Origin of the sequence: Nonomuraea sp. B12E4, from assembly GCF_039871825.1 — a bacterium.
Lineage (GTDB): Bacteria > Actinomycetota > Actinomycetes > Streptosporangiales > Streptosporangiaceae > Nonomuraea.
On sequence record NZ_JBDPME010000002.1, the window covers coordinates 215,233 to 230,522 of the forward strand.

Sequence of the window (15,290 nt, forward strand, 5' to 3'; positions counted from 1 at the left end):
AGAGAGGTTCTCCCATGCCTGACGTGGACGACATCGATCAGCAGGTGCTCCGGTTGCTGCGGGAGGACGGACGCAGAACGTTCTCGGAGATGGCCGAGCTGATCGGGCTGTCGGTCGCGGCCGTGAAGCGGCGGGTGGACCGGCTCAGGCAGATCGGGGTGATCACCGGGTTCACCGTGCAGATCGACTACGCCAAGCTGGGGTGGGGCATCGAGGCGTTCACCGAGCTGCGCTATCCGGGCACGACGCCGGTCAGCGAGATCGTCCGCACGGCCACCGACGTGGCCGAGGTGCAGGCCGTGTACACGATCGCGGGAGACCCGGACGCGCTGATCCACGTACGGGTGCGGGATCTGGGGCACCTGCAGCAGGTCATCGACCGGCTGCGCAGGGCGGGGGACGTGACGGGCACGAAGACGCTGCTGGTGCTCGGGTCGTGGAGCAGGGAGGCGCTGGAGCCGCGTACCGGCTGAGCGGCCTTGATCAGCGCGGGCTCCCGGCCCCGCCGGGGGCGCCGCGCTTCCCGGCCCGGTCGAGGGCCGAACCACCGGTGCCCGCGAGGGCTTCGGCCGAGGTGTCGCGGCGGGAGACGGAGCGGACGAGCAGGCCGACGGAGAGCAGCACCGCCGCGCCCAGGCCGAAGATCCAGTAGGACACGCCGGTCACGGGCAGGGGGGAGCGGTGGTGCTCGGGCGCGGGCACCGCGCCGTCGCGGGTGGCGGGGCCGGGCGCGGGGCGGGGCCGCTCGGACTGAGCCGCCCGCCGGCGGTTCGCGCCGGGCTCGCGGTCGTGCCGCCCGCCCCGGCGCCGCACGTCGGGGACGGTCGCGAGGATCTGGGCGCGGCCCATCAGGGGGCTCATCGTCATGTCCACGACGGAGGTGGGCTCCGGGGTGGCGCCCTGGCCGGGGGCGACGGTGGTGGAGGCGCAGGAGCGGTTGTTCGCGGTGTCCTGTTCGCGGGCGGTGGTGTGGACGGTGGCGCAGCTCTCGATCGTGCCGGCGGCGTGCGGGGTGAGGGTGACGGTGAACGTCTTGCTCTCGTGCGGTTCCAGGGTGCCGAGCGGGCAGGCGAGGGCGGGTCCGCCGCCGGGGCACTCGGGCGGCCGGCCGGTGATCGTGGTCCCGTCGCCGGCGACCGGGTCGCGTACGGTGACGTCGGTCGCCCGCGACGGGCCGTGGTTCGTGACGGTGATCGTGTACGTGCTGCCGCCGTTCGCGTGCGCCCTGGCCGGGGCGCTCTTCTGGAGCTCCACGTCCGCCATGGTGCGGGCCTGGCCGATGATCTGGGCCGTGTCGGCCGTCGTCGCGCCGGCGGCGGCCTCGGCGCGGGCGCGCAGGTGCGTGCCGTCGGGCACGGCCGGGTCGGTCACGACGGGGATGTCGTACGTGACGCTCTCGCCCGGGAGGATCGTCAGGCGCGGGCCGCCGCAGGTGACGATCTGGTCGACGATGGCGCAGCCGGCGGGGAGGAGGCCGGGGACGGTGTTCGTGTCGAGGGCGTCGGAGACGGTGACGTGGTCGGCGGCCTGGTCGCCGGTGTTCGTGACGGTCAGCGTGTGTATGGACTCCGCACCGGCGATCGCTGGATTCGGGCTGAGAGCGGTGGCGAGCCGCAGAGCGGGACTCCGCAGGTCGGAAGCCCCGAAAGCCCGGCCGCCCGGGGCGGGGAGGGCGGCAGCCGCGAGGGGTGCCCCGGCGAGCGCCGCTTTGGCGGGCGTCCCGGTCGGGGCCGGTTCGGCGGGTTGGGATGCGCCGGCCAGGGCCGGGGCGGCCAAGCCGCCCAATGCCGCGAGTGCGATGATCGCCGCGATCCCGGGCCTGCCCATGTGGTTCCCCCCGCGTCGACGTGCTGTGCCGGGACGATCCTCGCCGCCCTGGACCGGCCCGCACCGGCGACCAGGCGGAAACCATAAGCTCCTGTGGCGGAGCCTTTGCCCGGCCGGGCCCGCTGGAAGACGTGCCCGCATCCGATGGCGGCCGCCCGCCCGCGACCGCCATCGGTTGGATCAGGAGCTCGGACAGGTGTGCCGGTACTCCTGGATCGAGGAGCCGCTCGGCGGCGGGCAGAGGAACTGCTCGTAGCGGGTGTCGTCGTCCACGAACCGCTTGGGCCAGGCGGCCATCGACTTGCCCATCGTGGTGTTGGTGGTCTGCGGGAAGAAGTGGCTGGCGTTGTTCAGCTCCAGGTACGCCTTCTCCGATGACGACGGGATGGACTGGTAGAACGGCTCCGAATGGCTGGACACCGGCGCGACGCTGTCGCTCACCACCGATGATCATCGTCGGGACGCGGATGCCGGACCACGACTTCGTCGTGTGCCAGGGGCACGGCGGCCTGCAGTGACGGCCGGTCGTCCGCGGCCTCCAGGCTGCCGCCGCCCATCGAGTGGCCTGCCACCGCCGGCCGGTTGCCGTCGACGCGGCCGCGGATCGTGGCCGAGCTGTCCTCGACCAGGTAGTCGAGCGCTGCCAGGAGCTGGCGGCCGCGGCTGGCGGGCTGGTCGTAGCGTGAGTTGGTCTCGATGCCGATCACGACGAACCCGTGCGCCGTACCAGTTCGACGCGGGAGCGGATGCCGAGCCTGCTGAAGATGTTCCTGAGGTGGTGCTCGACGGTGCGCCTGCTCAGGAAGAGCTGCTCGGCCACCTCCTTGTTGGTGGCGCCCTCGGCCACCATGTGGGCGATCTGCAGTTGCTGGGCCGTGAGCTGCTGAGTGGTCGCGGTGGTGGCGGGGCGTACCGGGTCGCCGGAGGCGCGCAGCTCGGTCCTGGCCTGCTCGGCCCGCAGCAACGCCCCGCCCGCGCCCGCCCGCGCGCCGTCGAGCAGCCGCGAAAGCGCGCGCTCCGCCTCGGCGCGGCCGCGTAGCGTGCGGTGCTGGCCCGTGGACACGCCTCCAGTGTTACGCGCGGATGTCGCCGCTGAAAGAGGACGTTCGGGTGATACCAGTGATTTAACCGATATATCCAGACGTTCCCGGGTCAACGGGTCCGTACCGGCTCCCGCCTCCTCGACAGGCGCCCGGCGACGGCCGGAAGCAGCCCCTGCGGCAGGAAGAGCACGACCCCGATGAGCACGAGCGCATAGACCGCGTACGACAGCACGCTCGGCGCGTACGACGGCATCCCCGGCAGCGCGGCCAGGCTGTTCAACCCCTGCACCAGCAGCGTGATCGCGGTGGCCCCGACGACCGCCCCCCAGATCGTGCCCAGCCCCCCGACCACGGCCATGACGATGTACTGGATCGAGATCAGCACCGGGAACGACCCCGGCGCCACGTATCCGGTGTAGAAGCAGTAGATGCCCCCGGCGAGCCCGGCGAAGGCGGCCGACAGCGCGAACACGACCAGCTTGTACCGCCCGACCGGGATCCCCGACGAGGCGGCGGCGGTCTCGCTGGTGGCCAGCGCGCGCAGCGCCCGCCCCGGCCGGGAGGCGATGACGTTGTGCGTCACCAGCATCACCAGCGCCACCCCGCCCCAGGTCAGATACGCGTACGCGCTCGCCGACCCGGCCTCGAAAGACCCCACGGAGAACTGCGGGATGGCCTGCAGCCCGATGTCCCCGCCGGTGAACTCCAGTTGCCCGGCCAGCGAGAGCAGGATGAGCTGCATGGCCAGGGTCGCGAAGGCCAGGTGGTGCCCCCGCAGCCGCAGCAGTGGCACCCCGACCACCAGCGCCGACCCGGCCGCCACCACGGGCGCGGCGACCAGCCCGGCCACCGGCGGCACGCCGCCCAGGGCGAGCAGCGCGGCGGTGTAGGCGCCGATGGCGTAGAAGGCGCCCTGCCCCAGGGAGACCTGCCCGGCGTACCCCATGAGCAGCGACACCCCGACCGTGACCATGGCGGCCAGGCCGAGCAGGATGTACACGGCCAGCGCGCTGTCGTCCAGCACCGCCGGCAGCGCCAGCGTCACGGCGGCGACCAGCAGCCCGGCGACGAGCCTGATCATGTGGACTCCTGCGTGATGGCCGAGCGCCGTCCGGCCTGCACGATCATGACGACGATCATGAGGCCCAGCGCGATCTCGAGCTGATGGGAGCCGTAGCCGTACCCCGCGGCCATGGTCTCGGCCACGCCCAGCAGCAGCGCACCGGCGAGGGTGATCACCGGCCGGGTGAGTGCGCCGAAGACGGCCGCGGCGAAGCCGTTCACGATGAGGGTGACGTCGGTGTCGAAGGAGATCGGCCGCAGTGGCGTCACCAGCACCCCGGCCAGGCCGCCGAGCAGCCCGCCCAGCGCGAAGGCCAGCAGCCCCATCAGCCGGATGTCGATGCCGACCACGCGGGCGGCGTAGGGGTTGGACGCGCACGCGGTGAGCGCCTTGCCCAGGTAGGTGCGCCCGAAGAACAGCGCCAGCAGCACGAACGTCGCCGCCGTCACGCCGATCACCAGCAGGTGCTGGGTCTGGATCCGCGCCCCCGCGACGATCACCGAGCCCGCCAGCCCGGGCGCCGAGCGCGGCTGGTCACCCCAGAGCATGATCTCGACGGCGTACGCGAGCACGCCCACGCCCAGCGTGATGATCAGCGCGGAGAGCGCCGTGGTGCCGCGCCGGCCGATGGCGGCCAGCCCGGTCAGCAGGCCCGCCAGCGCCGCGACCAGGGCGGCGGCCACTTCGCTCAGCCCGTGCGGCAACCCCATCCCGAGCAGCGAGGACGTGCACAGCCCCGCGACCACGGCGAACGTCCCCTGCGCGAAGTTCACCACGCCCGTGACCCGGTGGATCACCACCAGCCCGCTGGCGATGAGCGCGATGGCGCACCCCACCGCCAGCCCGTTGAGCAGGTACGTCAGGAACGCGCTCATGTGATCGCCCCGCCCAGGTACGCGCTGGCCACCCGCGGGTCGCCGGCCAGGTCGGCGCAGTCGCCCTCGGTCACCACCCGCCCGGACTCCAGCACGTAGGCCCGCCGGCACAGGTCGAACGCCAGCCGCGCGTTCTGCTCGATCAGCAGCACGGTCAGCCCCTGCGTGCGGTTGAGCTCGGCCAGGTGGGCGGCCAGGTCGGCGGTCACGTTCGGGGCCAGCCCGAGGGACAGCTCGTCCACCACGAGCGCCTCGGGCCGCGACATCATGGCCCGGCCGAAGGCCACCATCTGCTGCTCACCGCCGGACAGCACGCCCGCCCGCCGCCCGGCCAGCTCGGCCAGCCGGGGCAGCAGGTCGTAGACGGGAGAGGGGTCGCGCTGCCCGGAGCGCCAGCCGCCGAGGGCGAGGTTGTCGGCGACCGTCAGGTCGGGGAAGAGCTGGCGGCCCTCCGGGATCAGCGCCAGCCGGCCGCCGATCGACACCGTGCCGGAGGCGGGCGGGATCAGGCCCGCGAGGGTGTTGGCCAGCGTCGACTTGCCGGCGCCGTTCGGGCCGAGCAGGGCGACCAGCTCGCCGCGCCCCACCGTGAGGGTGACGTGGTCGAGCGCGGTCGCGGTGCCGTACGAGACCACCAGGTCCCTGACGTCGATCATGTGGCCTGTCCCAGGTAGGCGGCGAGCACCAGCGGGTCGGCCCGCACCTCGGCCGGCGGGCCGTCGGCGATGACCTGTCCCAGGTCGAGCACCACGACGCGGTCGGCGAGCCGGGTCACGAAGGCCACGTCGTGCTCGATGAGCAGGATCGTCAGCCCGCCCGCGCGCAGCTCCTCGACCAGCGCCGCGAGCCGCTCGCGCTCCTGGCCGCGCAGCCCGGAGGCGGGCTCGTCGAGCAGCAGCAGCCGGGGCCGCGCGCACAGGGCGCGGGCGAGCTGGAGCGCCCGCTGCTGGCCGATGGGCAGCCGGTCCGCGGGCCGGTCCGCCCACTCGGCGAGCCCCACGCGTTCGAGCGCCACGTCCGCCTCGGCGGCGATCTCGCGCTCGTCGTGCCGGTGCCGCGGCAGCCGCAGGGCCGCCGAGACGAACCCCGCCCGGGTGCGGCCGTGCAGCCCGACCATGACGTTCTCCCTGACCGTCATGCCGCGGAAGACCCTGGCCGCCTGGAACACGATGGACATGCCCAGCCGGGCCCGCCGATGCGGCGCGAGCCGGTCCACCCGGTGCCCGAGGAAGGAGATCTGGCCCTGGTCGGCCGCCAGGTGCCCGGTGATCAGGTTGAACAGCGTGGACTTGCCGGCCCCGTTCGGGCCGATGATGCCGCACACCTCGCCCTCCGCGACGGCGAGCGAGACGTCGCGCACGGCGTAGACGCCCCCGAAGGAGCGGGAGACCCCGGAGACCGTCAGCACGTGCTACCCGACCGCGGCGACGGTCTTGTTGAGCTGCTCCTGGGCCCAGTCGGTGGGCACGAACCGGCCGTTCCGCACGGTGTTGACCGAGATGTATTCGGGGGAGAGCCCGGAATGGTCGGTGGCGGAGTAGCGGAAGCGCCCGTTCGGGGTGACCAGGTCCATGGTCTCCAGAGCCTGCTGGATCTTGGCCTTGTCGGTGCTGCCGGACTTCCTGATCGCCTCGAACAGCAGCAGGCTCGCACTGTATCCGTCCTGGGCGAACTGCGGCGGCGGGTAGCCGTGCTTCTGCTCGTACGGCCCGGCCATCTGGTCGATGACCTGCTTCTGCTTGCCCGCGGGCAGATGCTCGCCGATGACGCCGATGGCGCTCTGTACGGTCATGCCCTCGGCGTCGGCGCCCATCGGCTCCAGCCACAGCTTGCTGGCCTGCGAGGCGGTCAGGAACAGCGGCGTCTTGAGCCCGGAGGCCACGTACTGCTTGGCGGCCGTGACGCCGGGCGCGCCCGAGCCCCAGAACACCAGGGCCTCGGCGTCGGAGTCGCGCACGTGCTGGAAGACCGGGCTGAAGTCGGAGGTCGTGGTCTCGTACCGCTCGTCAACGGCGATCGTCACCCCGTATTTCGGCGCGAGCTTCACCATGTACTCGTGGCCCGAGACCGAATAGGCGCTCTTGGAGTCCCATGCCACCGCGATCGTCCTGATGCCCTGGGCCTGGATGTACTGCAGGTAGCGCTCGGCGTACATGCTGGACAGGGCCGGGGTGACGAAGATGTAGGACTTGATCGGCTCGACCTGTTCCTGGGCCGGGGCCAGCGACAGGTAGGGCATCTTGTCGCGCTGGGCGAGCGGCTCGACCGCCAGCGCGGAGTTGGAGAACACCGGGCCGATCAGCGCGTCGATCTCGCCCTTGATCTGGTTGTAGGCCACGATGCCCTGGTCGGGGGCGGTCTTGTCGTCGCGCGTGACCAGCTCCACCTTCCGGCCGAGCAGCCCGCCCTGGGCGTTGACCTGCTCGACGGCGAGCTCGACCGCCTTCTTGTCCTCGCTGCCGAGCGGGGTGTAGTTGCCGGTCAGGGAGACGATGAGGCCCACCTTGATCGCCGCCTGGGCGCCGCCACCGGCGTCGCCACCGCACGCGGTCACAGCGAGTAAGAGTAGGGCCAGGGACGGGAGCAGCCTGCGCATCAAGACCTCCAGACCCGCGATTTGGCCCTGACAGTAGGCAGGTACATTACGGCTGTCAATAGAGTGCCGAATATCCGGAAGGGATGGGCGATGCGGCCTCAATCAGTGATTCTGACCTTTCTCGGCGATCACGTATACGGCCGCGGCGTCTGCGTGTCCTCGCGCAGCTTCATCGAGGCTTTCGCCAAGGTCGGCATCTCGGAGGAGGCCACGCGCTCGACGCTGACCCGGATGGTCCGCCGCGGCCTGCTGCGTCGTCAGCGTTCGGGCCGCCGCATGTATTTCGGTCTCACCCCGGCCAGTACCGAGGTGCTCACGGACGGTGAGCGGCGTATCTGGCGCAGCGGCGTGGTCAACGACGCGGCCGGAGACCGGTGGACGCTGGTCGGCTTCTCGCTGCCGGAGGCGTGGCAGCGGCAGCGGCACGAGTTGCGCTCCCGGCTGATCTGGGCCGGGTTCGGCCCGCTGCAGAACGGGCTGTGGATCGCTCCAGGCGAGGTGGACGCGGCCGGGGTGATCAAGGACCTGGGCGTGAACGTCAAGGTGTTCGCCGCCGAGCCCCGGCCGCCCACCGACATGCAGGCCCTGGTCGGGGACGCCTACGACCTGACGGGGCTGGGCGATCGCTACCGGGCGTTCCTGCGGCGCTGGGACCGGGCCGATCCCGCGCCGGACGCGCCCGACGACCTGGCCCGCTCGCTGATGCTGCTGACCGGCTGGCTGCAGATCATCAGGGCCGATCCGCGGCTCCCGCTGCGTTACCTGCCGCACGACTGGCCGGCCGAGAAGGCGCAGCGGGTGTGCCACACGTTGCACGAGCGGTTCAGGCCGGAGGCCACGGCGCTCACGGAGCGGCTCATGGACACGGTTCCCGACGAAAGCTGGGCAGAACGGTGACAGCCATCGCATAGTGGCCTAACTTGATGGCTTGAGCGTCAAGGAGTGCCGATGCGGAATCAGGGGATCGGATCGTGGCCGGCACGCAGGGCACGCATGACGCCGGAACGGGTGGCGCTGACCTACCGCGGGCGCCGGCACACCTATCGTGACCTGCGGGACCGGTCGTACCGGCTGGCCTCGGCGCTGGGCGTGCGGCGCGGCGACCGGGTCGCCTTCCTCGGGGTCAACCAGCCCGCGCTGGTGGAGACGTTCTTCGCGGCGGGGCTGCTGGGGGCGGTGTTCGTCCCGCTCAACGCCCGGCTGGCCCGGCCCGAGCTGCGCTTCATCCTGCAGGACGCCCAGCCGGCGGTCCTCGTGCTGGGCGAGGAGCAGGACGGCGACGGGCTGCCGGGCCGGCACGTCCGAGCCGGCGACTACGAGGACCTGCTGGCCGCCGGCTCGCCCGAGCCGATCGACGAGCCCGTGAGCCAGGCTGACGTGTGCCTGATCATGTACACCTCGGGCACCACCGGCCGGCCCAAGGGCGCCATGCTCACCCACGCCAACCTGACCTGGAACACCGTCAACCTGCTGGTGGACGTGCCGCTCGCGCACGATGAGGTGACGCTGATCAGCGCGCCGCTGTTCCACATCGCGGCGCTGGCCCAGACGCTGGTGCCGACCGTGCTCAAGGGCGGCACGGCCATCCTGGAGCCGGCCTTCGACGTGGACCGGACGTTCGACCTGATCGAGTCGGAGCGGGTGACGGTGATGTTCGGGGTGCCGTCGATGTTCAACTTCCTGACGCGGTCGCCGCGCTGGGCCGGAGCCGACCTGTCGAGCCTGCGGCACCTGCTGTGCGGAGGCGCGCCGGTGCCCGAGCCGCTGATCCGGGTCTACCAGGACCGGGGGCTGACGTTCCTGCAGGGGTACGGCATGACCGAGACCGCGCCCGGCGCGCTCTTCCTCGGCGCCGAGCACTCGATCGCCAAGGCGGGCTCGGCCGGGGTTCCGTGCTTCTTCTCCGACGTCCGGCTGGTGGCGCCGGACGGCTCGGCGGCGGCACCCGGCACGCCGGGCGAGGTCTACGTGCAGGGCCCCAACGTGACGCCCGGCTACTGGCGGCGGCCCGAGGAGACCGCCAAGGCGCTGTCCGCCGACGGCTGGTTCCGCTCGGGGGACGTCGGTGTGGCCGACGAGGACGGTTACGTCCGCATCTCCGACCGGCTCACCGACGTGATCATCTCCGGCGGGGAGAACGTCTACCCCGCCGAGGTGGAGAGCGCCCTGTACGAGCACGCCGCGGTCGCCGAGTGCGCGGTGATCGGCGTACCGGACGAGCGGTGGGGCGAGGTCGGCAAGGCCCTGGTGGTGACGCGCCCCGGCGCCGCCGTCGGCGCCGAAGACCTGCTGAAACACCTGGACGGCCGGCTGGCCCGATTCAAGATCCCGAAATATGTTGAATTCGTGGCCGAGTTGCCCAAGAACGCGGCGGGCAAGCTCCTCAAAGCCCCGCTCAGGAAGCTCTACGGAGGGCAGTCTTGATCGACCCCGACGCGATCGTCGCGATCGACGTCCACACCCACGCCGAGATCGCCGAGAACGGCGCGGAGTCGCTGGGCGGCGCGCTCAAGGCCGCCGCCGACCGCTACTTCAAGGCGGGCCGGGACCGCCCGACCGTGCCGCGACTGGCCGCCTACTATCGGGAGCGGAACATGGCGGCCGTGGTCTTCACCGTGGACGCCGAGACCGCGACCGGCCATCCGCCGGTGCCCAACGAGGAGGTCGCCCGGGCCTGCGCCGACAACGCCGACGTGCTGATCCCGTTCGCGGGCGTGGACCCGTGGAAGGGCCGCGTCGCCGTCCGGCAGGCGCGCCGCCTGGTCGAGGAGCACGGCGTGCGCGGCTTCAAGCTGCACCCGAACCTGCAGGCGTTCTTCCCCAACGACCGCATGGCCTACGAGCTGTACGAGACGATCACGGAGCTCCAGGTGCCCGTGCTGTTCCACACCGGGCAGACCGGCATCGGCGCCGGCGTTGCGGGCGGCGGCGGGGTGCGGCTGAAATACTCCAACCCGCTGCACGTGGACGACGTGGCGGCCGACTTCCCCGACCTGACGATCATCCTGGCGCACCCGTCGTTCCCCTGGCAGGACGAGGCCCTCGCGGTCGCCACGCACAAGCCGCGCGTCCACATCGACCTGTCCGGCTGGTCGCCGAAATACTTCCCGCCGCAGCTCGTCCAGTACGCCAACACGCTGCTGCAGGACAAGGTGCTCTTCGGGTCCGACTATCCGCTGATCACCCCGGACCGCTGGCTGGCCGACTTCGCGAACCTCCCCATCAAGGACGAGGTCCGCCCCAAGATCCTCAAACACAATGCCGCACGACTGCTCAACCTCCACTGAAGAGGAGACGATTCGCCATGCGAACCTCACCCCCATTCCGCGCCGACCACGTCGGCAGCCTGCTGCGACCGGCCGCGTTGCTCCGCGCCCGCGACGACCTGACCGGTGAGGCGCTGCGGGAGGCGGAGGACGAGGCCGTCAGGGAGGTCGTACGCAGGCAGGAGGAGGCCGGCCTGCAGAGCGCGACGGACGGCGAGTTCCGCCGGGCCTCCTGGCACATGGACTTCATCTACCGCCTCGGCGGCATCGGGGCGGCCACCGACGAGAAGATCACGGTGCGCTTCCACAACGAGAGCGGGGACATCCAGTGGTCTCCCGCCGCGCTGAAGGTACACGACCGGATCAGGCTGCCCGAGCCGATCTTCGCCGACGACTTCGCGTTTCTGCGTGACACCGTGACCACGGCGGTGCCGAAGCTGACCATCCCCTCGCCCAGCATGGTCCACTACCGGGGCGGCCCGGCGGCCATCGACCCGAAGGTCTATCCGGACGTGGAGGAGTTCTGGCGGGACCTGAGCGCGGCCTACGCCGAGCAGGTGCGCAAGATCGGCGCGCTGGGCTGCACATACCTGCAGTTCGACGACACCAGCCTGGCCTACCTCAACGACCCCTCGCAGCGGGCCGAGCTCGCCGGGCGCGGGGACGACGCGGACCACATGCACCTGCGCTACATCAAGCAGATCAACGCGGCGCTGGCGGCCAAGCCGGCCGGGATGACGATCACGACGCACATGTGCCGCGGCAACTTCCGCTCCTCCTGGGCCGCCTCCGGCAGCTACGACTTCGTCGCCGAGGCGCTGTTCGGGGAGCTGAAGGTGGACGGCTTCTTCCTCGAGTACGACGACGAGCGCTCCGGCGGGTTCGAGCCGCTGCGCTACGTCCCGCCGGGCAAGATGGTGGTGCTCGGGCTGGTCACCACCAAGCGTGGCGAGCTGGAGTCGAAGGACACGCTGAAGCGCCGCATCGACGAGGCGGCCAAGTTCGTCGACCTCGACCAGCTCTGCCTGTCGCCGCAGTGCGGCTTCTCCTCCACGGTGGAGGGCAACGAGCTGACGGCCGACCAGCAGTTCGCCAAGCTCGCCCTGATCGTCGAGACCGCCCAGGAGGTGTGGGGCTAGGGCGGTTCATCCGGGGCATCGCCCACACCGGCGGCAAGGGCCGGCCGGGCGCGGACAAGAGCCAGGCCGGCACCCTGCCTGGGCTCTTGCGGCTCCGGTCAGCGCATGACGATCGTGGTGAGCGCCCGCGGCTGGAGCGTCACCGTACGGCCGCTCACGCGGGACGGGGTGAGTGAGTTGGCCTCGTCGGTGAGGTAGGCGGTGGCCCGGCCGTGCACGCCCCGCCAGGTGACCGGCGCGGTGCCGGTGTTGAGCACCTCGACGACCCGCGAGCCGTCCGGGTTGCGGAACGCCGAGACCTTCAGCGCCGGATCGGCCGCCGCCGCGTCCAGCCGTACCGCGCCGGGCCTGATGAACCTGCTGTAGGCCGCCAGCGCCCACAACCGCTTGGACACGCTGTACGTCCTGGCCACGTCGTCGAGCTGCAGCAACGCCCTGGTCGCGCCGCGCGAACCGCCCAGCCAGTAGATGTAGGCGCTGACGTTGCCGAGTGTGAGCGCGTCGTGCACGGCCTGCGCGATCGTGAAGCCGTCGTAGCCGCTGCCGTCGTCCCAGTTCACGTTCCAGGTCGTGCCGTTGGGGTTCCACTCCGACATCCAGGTCCGCCGGGCGGTCGGCAGCGGGCCGTCCACGGGGCTGGCGTAGGTGTGGCCGGTGTGCGTCTTCACCCAGCGGCGGGCCTCGCGGTCGGCCTCGATGGCCGCCGTGTACGCCTTCGACTCCGTCCAGCCGAACGAGTCGCAGCAGGCCACCTTGACCCCCTCGGCGATCGGGCCGAGCACCTTGGCGAAGTCGCGGGCCTGCTCGGGGGTGAAGCGCATGGAGGCGTACGTGGCGGTCCAGTCGGGCTCGTTCGTGAAGCCCAGATCGGTGATCTTGATGCCTTCCCTGGCGTAGAACTTCGTGTAGGCCACCAGGTATTTCGCGTAGGCGCGTTGCCACTCGGGTTTCAGCGTGCCGCCGTTCTTGTCGTCGCCGTTGTCCTTCATGTAGCCGGGCGCGCTCCAGGCGTCGGCGAAGAAACGCTTCACCCCGTACGCCTTGGCCTCCTTGGCCACCCACACCTGGCTGTTGTCGTCGCCGTCCCAGACGTACCGGGGCGGCGCGTCCGGGCCGCCCGGGTCCTCCGGCTGGATCGACACCATGTGGTCGTACGGGCTGCCGGCCGGGGATGAGCCGATGCCCAGGCGCAGGATGCTGAGCCCGGCTCCCTTGTCGCGGTCGAACCACAGGTCGAGGACTTCGCGCTGCTGCGCCTCCGGCAGGGCCTTGAGCAGCTCGTTGCGCCGGAATGCCTGGGAGATGCCGAAGCCGTCGATCTCCTGGTAGCTGACGTGCTCGCGGACGGTGACGGCCGGTTGGTCGGCCACCGGGAGGCCGAGCAGGGTGATCGCGACAAGTCCTCGTAACATGACGCCTCCGAAAGTTTCGGACATATGGCGATATGTTTCGCCTGTGGCCGGAACCGTAAGCGCCCGCACGGCCCGTCGTCAACCGATCGGGGCCGTACCGTCGAGATCGCGTCAACTTTTGGGTGGGGGCCTTATGGAAGCCGTCAAGAAGGGAAAAACCGCCCATTTCTGGGGGGCTGCTTTCCCTTCGGCCACCTGTCCTGATGGTCGGAGGGAATTCCTGAGCTGAGGAGTGGGGATGGCTGACGTCGTCTTCGTCGCCCTGACGATCGCGATCTTCGTGGTCTTCGGGCTGGTGGTGAGGGCGGTGGAGCGCCTGTGAGCGCGGTCAACGCCGCCGGCCTGGGGGTGGCCGTCGCCCTGGTGATCTTCATGGTCGTGGCGCTGCTGTCCCCGGAGCGGTTCTGATGAGCGCCACCGCCGCGGGGATGCTCTTCATCGCGTCCCTGGTCCTCGCCATGGTGCTGGTGCACAGGCCGCTGGGCGACTACATGTACCGCGTCTACACCTCCGCCCGGCACACCGTCGTCGAGCGGGTCGTCTACCGCCTGCTGGGTGTGCGGCCCGACGCCGAGCAGAGCTGGGGTGTCTACGCCCGTGGCCTGCTGGCGTTCTCGGTGGTCTCGATCCTGGTCGTGTACGGCATCCAGCGGCTGCAGGACAAGCTGCCGCTGAGTCTGGGCCGGCCCCCGGTGACCGATCACATCGCGTGGAACACCGCGATCAGTTTCGTCACCAACACCAACTGGCAGGCGTACTCCGGTGAGTCCACCATGGGCCACCTGACCCAGATGATGGCGCTGGCGGTGCAGAACTTCGTGTCCGCGGCCGTGGGTATGGCGGTGGCCATCGCGCTGGTGCGCGGGTTCGCCCGCCGCAAGTCCGGCACCCTGGGCAACTTCTGGGTGGACCTGGTCCGCGGCTCGGTGCGCATCCTGCTGCCGATCGCGTTCGTCGGCGCGCTGGTCCTGGTGGCCGGCGGAGTGATCCAGAACCTGTCCGGGGTGCACGAGGTCGCCACGCTGACCGGCGGCACCCAGTCGATCACCGGCGGGCCGGTGGCCTCCCAGGAGGCGATCAAGGAGCTGGGGACCAACGGCGGCGGTTTCTACAACGCCAACTCCGCCCACCCCTTCGAGAACGCCACCAGTTGGACCAACTGGTTCGAGATCTTCCTGATCCTGATGATCCCGTTCGCGCTGCCGCGCACCTTCGGCCGGATGGTCGGCCAGGTGCGTCAGGGGTACGCGATCGTCGCGGTGATGGGCATCCTCGCGCTGGCCAGCGTGCTGCTCACCAACGCCTTCGAGCTGGGCGGCGACGCCACCGTCTCGCAGGCGGCGGGCGCGGCGATGGAGGGCAAGGAGGTGCGCTTCGGCCTGTCCAACTCGGCCACCTTCGCCGCGGTCACCACCCTGACCAGCACCGGCGCGGTGAATTCCGCGCATGACTCGTACACGCCGTTCGGCGGCATGATGACGATGTTCAACATGATGCTGGGGGAGGTGGCGCCGGGCGGGGTGGGCGCGGGCCTGTACGGCATCCTCATCCTCGCCGTGATCACGGTGTTCGTCGCCGGGCTGATGGTCGGCCGGACACCGGAGTACCTGGGTAAGAAGATCGGCCCCCGGGAGATCAAACTCGCCTCGCTGTACTTCCTGGTCACCCCGGCGCTGGTGCTCACGGGCACGGCGTTCGCGATGGGCTCGCCGGAGCAGCGGGCGAGCATGCTCAACGGCGGCCCGCACGGCCTGTCCGAGGTGCTGTACGCCTTCACCAGCGCCTCCAACAACAACGGCTCGGCGTTCGCGGGCCTGACGGTCAACACCCCCTGGTACGACGTGGCGCTCGGGCTGTGCATGGTCTTCGGCCGGTTCCTGCCGATCATCCTGGTGCTGGCGCTGGCCGGTTCACTGGCGGCGCAGTCGCCCGTCCCCGAGGGCGCGGGCACGCTGCCGACGCACCGGCCGCAGTTCGTCGGCATGGTCGTCGGCGTGACGATCATCCTGGTCTCGCTGACCTTCCTCCCGGCGCTCGCGCTCGGTCCCATCGCGGAAGGACTGTCCTGA

Annotated in this window: 14 protein-coding genes and 2 pseudogenes; 7 read left to right on the plus strand and 9 right to left on the minus strand. The window is 71.0% G+C overall.

Annotation, left to right across the window (positions count from 1 at the left end):
* Positions 1-14 precede the first annotated feature (14 nt).
* On the plus strand, positions 15-473 hold the full coding sequence (locus tag ABGB18_RS06790) for an Lrp/AsnC family transcriptional regulator (RefSeq protein WP_347694493.1): 459 nt from the start codon (positions 15-17) through the stop codon (positions 471-473).
* 10 nt (positions 474-483) lie between these two features.
* Here ABGB18_RS06790 and ABGB18_RS06795 read toward each other — a convergent pair whose 3' ends face one another.
* From ABGB18_RS06795 to ABGB18_RS06830, 8 genes and pseudogenes are all read right to left on the minus strand, one after another.
* Positions 484-1,827, minus strand: a complete 1,344-nt coding sequence (locus tag ABGB18_RS06795) for a DUF11 domain-containing protein (protein ID WP_347694494.1) — start codon at positions 1,825-1,827, stop codon at positions 484-486.
* 180 nt (positions 1,828-2,007) lie between these two features.
* Positions 2,008-2,549, minus strand: a pseudogene (locus tag ABGB18_RS06800) (alpha/beta hydrolase); the annotation flags it as partial.
* A pseudogene (locus ABGB18_RS06805) lies at positions 2,531-2,716 on the minus strand (LuxR C-terminal-related transcriptional regulator); the annotation flags it as partial. The pseudogenes ABGB18_RS06800 and ABGB18_RS06805, both read right to left, overlap by 19 nt.
* 263 nt (positions 2,717-2,979) lie before the next feature.
* On the minus strand, positions 2,980-3,951 hold the full coding sequence (locus ABGB18_RS06810) for a branched-chain amino acid ABC transporter permease (protein WP_347694495.1): 972 nt from the start codon (positions 3,949-3,951) through the stop codon (positions 2,980-2,982).
* Positions 3,948-4,808: a branched-chain amino acid ABC transporter permease gene (locus ABGB18_RS06815; protein ID WP_347694496.1), complete on the minus strand. Its 861-nt coding sequence runs from the start codon at positions 4,806-4,808 to the stop codon at positions 3,948-3,950. The genes ABGB18_RS06810 and ABGB18_RS06815 overlap by 4 nt, the downstream gene beginning before the upstream one ends.
* Complete coding sequence (locus ABGB18_RS06820) at positions 4,805-5,464, minus strand: ABC transporter ATP-binding protein (protein WP_347694497.1); 660 nt, start codon at positions 5,462-5,464, stop codon at positions 4,805-4,807. The genes ABGB18_RS06815 and ABGB18_RS06820 overlap by 4 nt, the downstream gene beginning before the upstream one ends.
* On the minus strand, positions 5,461-6,216 hold the full coding sequence (locus ABGB18_RS06825; RefSeq protein WP_347694498.1) for an ABC transporter ATP-binding protein: 756 nt from the start codon (positions 6,214-6,216) through the stop codon (positions 5,461-5,463). Before ABGB18_RS06825 ends, ABGB18_RS06820 begins: the two co-directional genes overlap by 4 nt.
* A 3-nt stretch (positions 6,217-6,219) precedes the next feature.
* Positions 6,220-7,404: an ABC transporter substrate-binding protein gene (locus tag ABGB18_RS06830; RefSeq protein ID WP_347694499.1), complete on the minus strand. Its 1,185-nt coding sequence runs from the start codon at positions 7,402-7,404 to the stop codon at positions 6,220-6,222.
* Positions 7,405-7,494: 90 nt separating this feature from the next.
* On the opposite strand from ABGB18_RS06830, the gene ABGB18_RS06835 reads away from it, so the two are divergent.
* From ABGB18_RS06835 to ABGB18_RS06850, 4 genes are read left to right on the plus strand one after another with little or no spacing between them, the layout of a single operon-like run.
* A complete protein-coding gene (locus ABGB18_RS06835) occupies positions 7,495-8,301 on the plus strand; it encodes a PaaX family transcriptional regulator C-terminal domain-containing protein (RefSeq protein ID WP_347694500.1) in 807 nt (268 codons plus the stop codon).
* A gap of 51 nt (positions 8,302-8,352) precedes the next feature.
* Positions 8,353-9,828: a long-chain fatty acid--CoA ligase gene (locus ABGB18_RS06840; RefSeq protein ID WP_347694501.1), complete on the plus strand. Its 1,476-nt coding sequence runs from the start codon at positions 8,353-8,355 to the stop codon at positions 9,826-9,828.
* The gene (locus ABGB18_RS06845) at positions 9,825-10,691 is read left to right on the plus strand and encodes an amidohydrolase family protein (RefSeq protein WP_347694502.1); all 867 of its coding nucleotides are present in this window, start codon (positions 9,825-9,827) and stop codon (positions 10,689-10,691) included. Before ABGB18_RS06840 ends, ABGB18_RS06845 begins: the two co-directional genes overlap by 4 nt.
* Positions 10,692-10,708: 17 nt before the next feature.
* A complete protein-coding gene (locus ABGB18_RS06850) occupies positions 10,709-11,809 on the plus strand; it encodes a 5-methyltetrahydropteroyltriglutamate--homocysteine S-methyltransferase (protein WP_347694503.1) in 1,101 nt (366 codons plus the stop codon).
* 98 nt (positions 11,810-11,907) lie between these two features.
* Here ABGB18_RS06850 and ABGB18_RS06855 read toward each other — a convergent pair whose 3' ends face one another.
* Positions 11,908-13,221 (minus strand): glycoside hydrolase, encoded by a 1,314-nt coding sequence (locus ABGB18_RS06855; RefSeq protein WP_347694504.1) that lies wholly within the window; start codon positions 13,219-13,221, stop codon positions 11,908-11,910.
* Between the two features lie 318 nt (positions 13,222-13,539).
* Between ABGB18_RS06855 and kdpF the strand changes: the two genes are divergently transcribed.
* Together kdpF and kdpA are read left to right on the plus strand one after the other, a co-directional pair.
* Positions 13,540-13,629 carry a K(+)-transporting ATPase subunit F gene (gene kdpF / locus ABGB18_RS06860; protein ID WP_347694505.1) on the plus strand — a complete coding sequence of 30 codons (90 nt, stop codon included), beginning with the start codon at positions 13,540-13,542 and terminating at the stop codon, positions 13,627-13,629.
* Positions 13,629-15,290 carry a potassium-transporting ATPase subunit KdpA gene (kdpA, locus tag ABGB18_RS06865; protein ID WP_347694506.1) on the plus strand — a complete coding sequence of 554 codons (1,662 nt, stop codon included), beginning with the start codon at positions 13,629-13,631 and terminating at the stop codon, positions 15,288-15,290. Before kdpF ends, kdpA begins: the two co-directional genes overlap by 1 nt.

Bases quoted from the DNA above. Each gene is read 5' to 3' on its own strand.
- ABGB18_RS06790 (WP_347694493.1), top strand. From the start codon at position 15: ATGCCTGACGTGGACGACATCGATCAGCAGGTGCTCCGGTTGCTGCGG.
- ABGB18_RS06795 (WP_347694494.1), bottom strand. From the start codon at position 1,827: ATGGGCAGGCCCGGGATCGCGGCGATCATCGCACTCGCGGCATTGGGC.
- ABGB18_RS06810 (WP_347694495.1), bottom strand. From the start codon at position 3,951: ATGATCAGGCTCGTCGCCGGGCTGCTGGTCGCCGCCGTGACGCTGGCG.
- ABGB18_RS06815 (WP_347694496.1), bottom strand. From the start codon at position 4,808: ATGAGCGCGTTCCTGACGTACCTGCTCAACGGGCTGGCGGTGGGGTGC.
- ABGB18_RS06820 (WP_347694497.1), bottom strand. From the start codon at position 5,464: ATGATCGACGTCAGGGACCTGGTGGTCTCGTACGGCACCGCGACCGCG.
- ABGB18_RS06830 (WP_347694499.1), bottom strand. From the start codon at position 7,404: ATGCGCAGGCTGCTCCCGTCCCTGGCCCTACTCTTACTCGCTGTGACC.
- ABGB18_RS06835 (WP_347694500.1), top strand. From the start codon at position 7,495: ATGCGGCCTCAATCAGTGATTCTGACCTTTCTCGGCGATCACGTATAC.
- ABGB18_RS06840 (WP_347694501.1), top strand. From the start codon at position 8,353: ATGCGGAATCAGGGGATCGGATCGTGGCCGGCACGCAGGGCACGCATG.
- ABGB18_RS06850 (WP_347694503.1), top strand. From the start codon at position 10,709: ATGCGAACCTCACCCCCATTCCGCGCCGACCACGTCGGCAGCCTGCTG.
- ABGB18_RS06855 (WP_347694504.1), bottom strand. From the start codon at position 13,221: ATGTTACGAGGACTTGTCGCGATCACCCTGCTCGGCCTCCCGGTGGCC.
- kdpA (WP_347694506.1), top strand. From the start codon at position 13,629: ATGAGCGCCACCGCCGCGGGGATGCTCTTCATCGCGTCCCTGGTCCTC.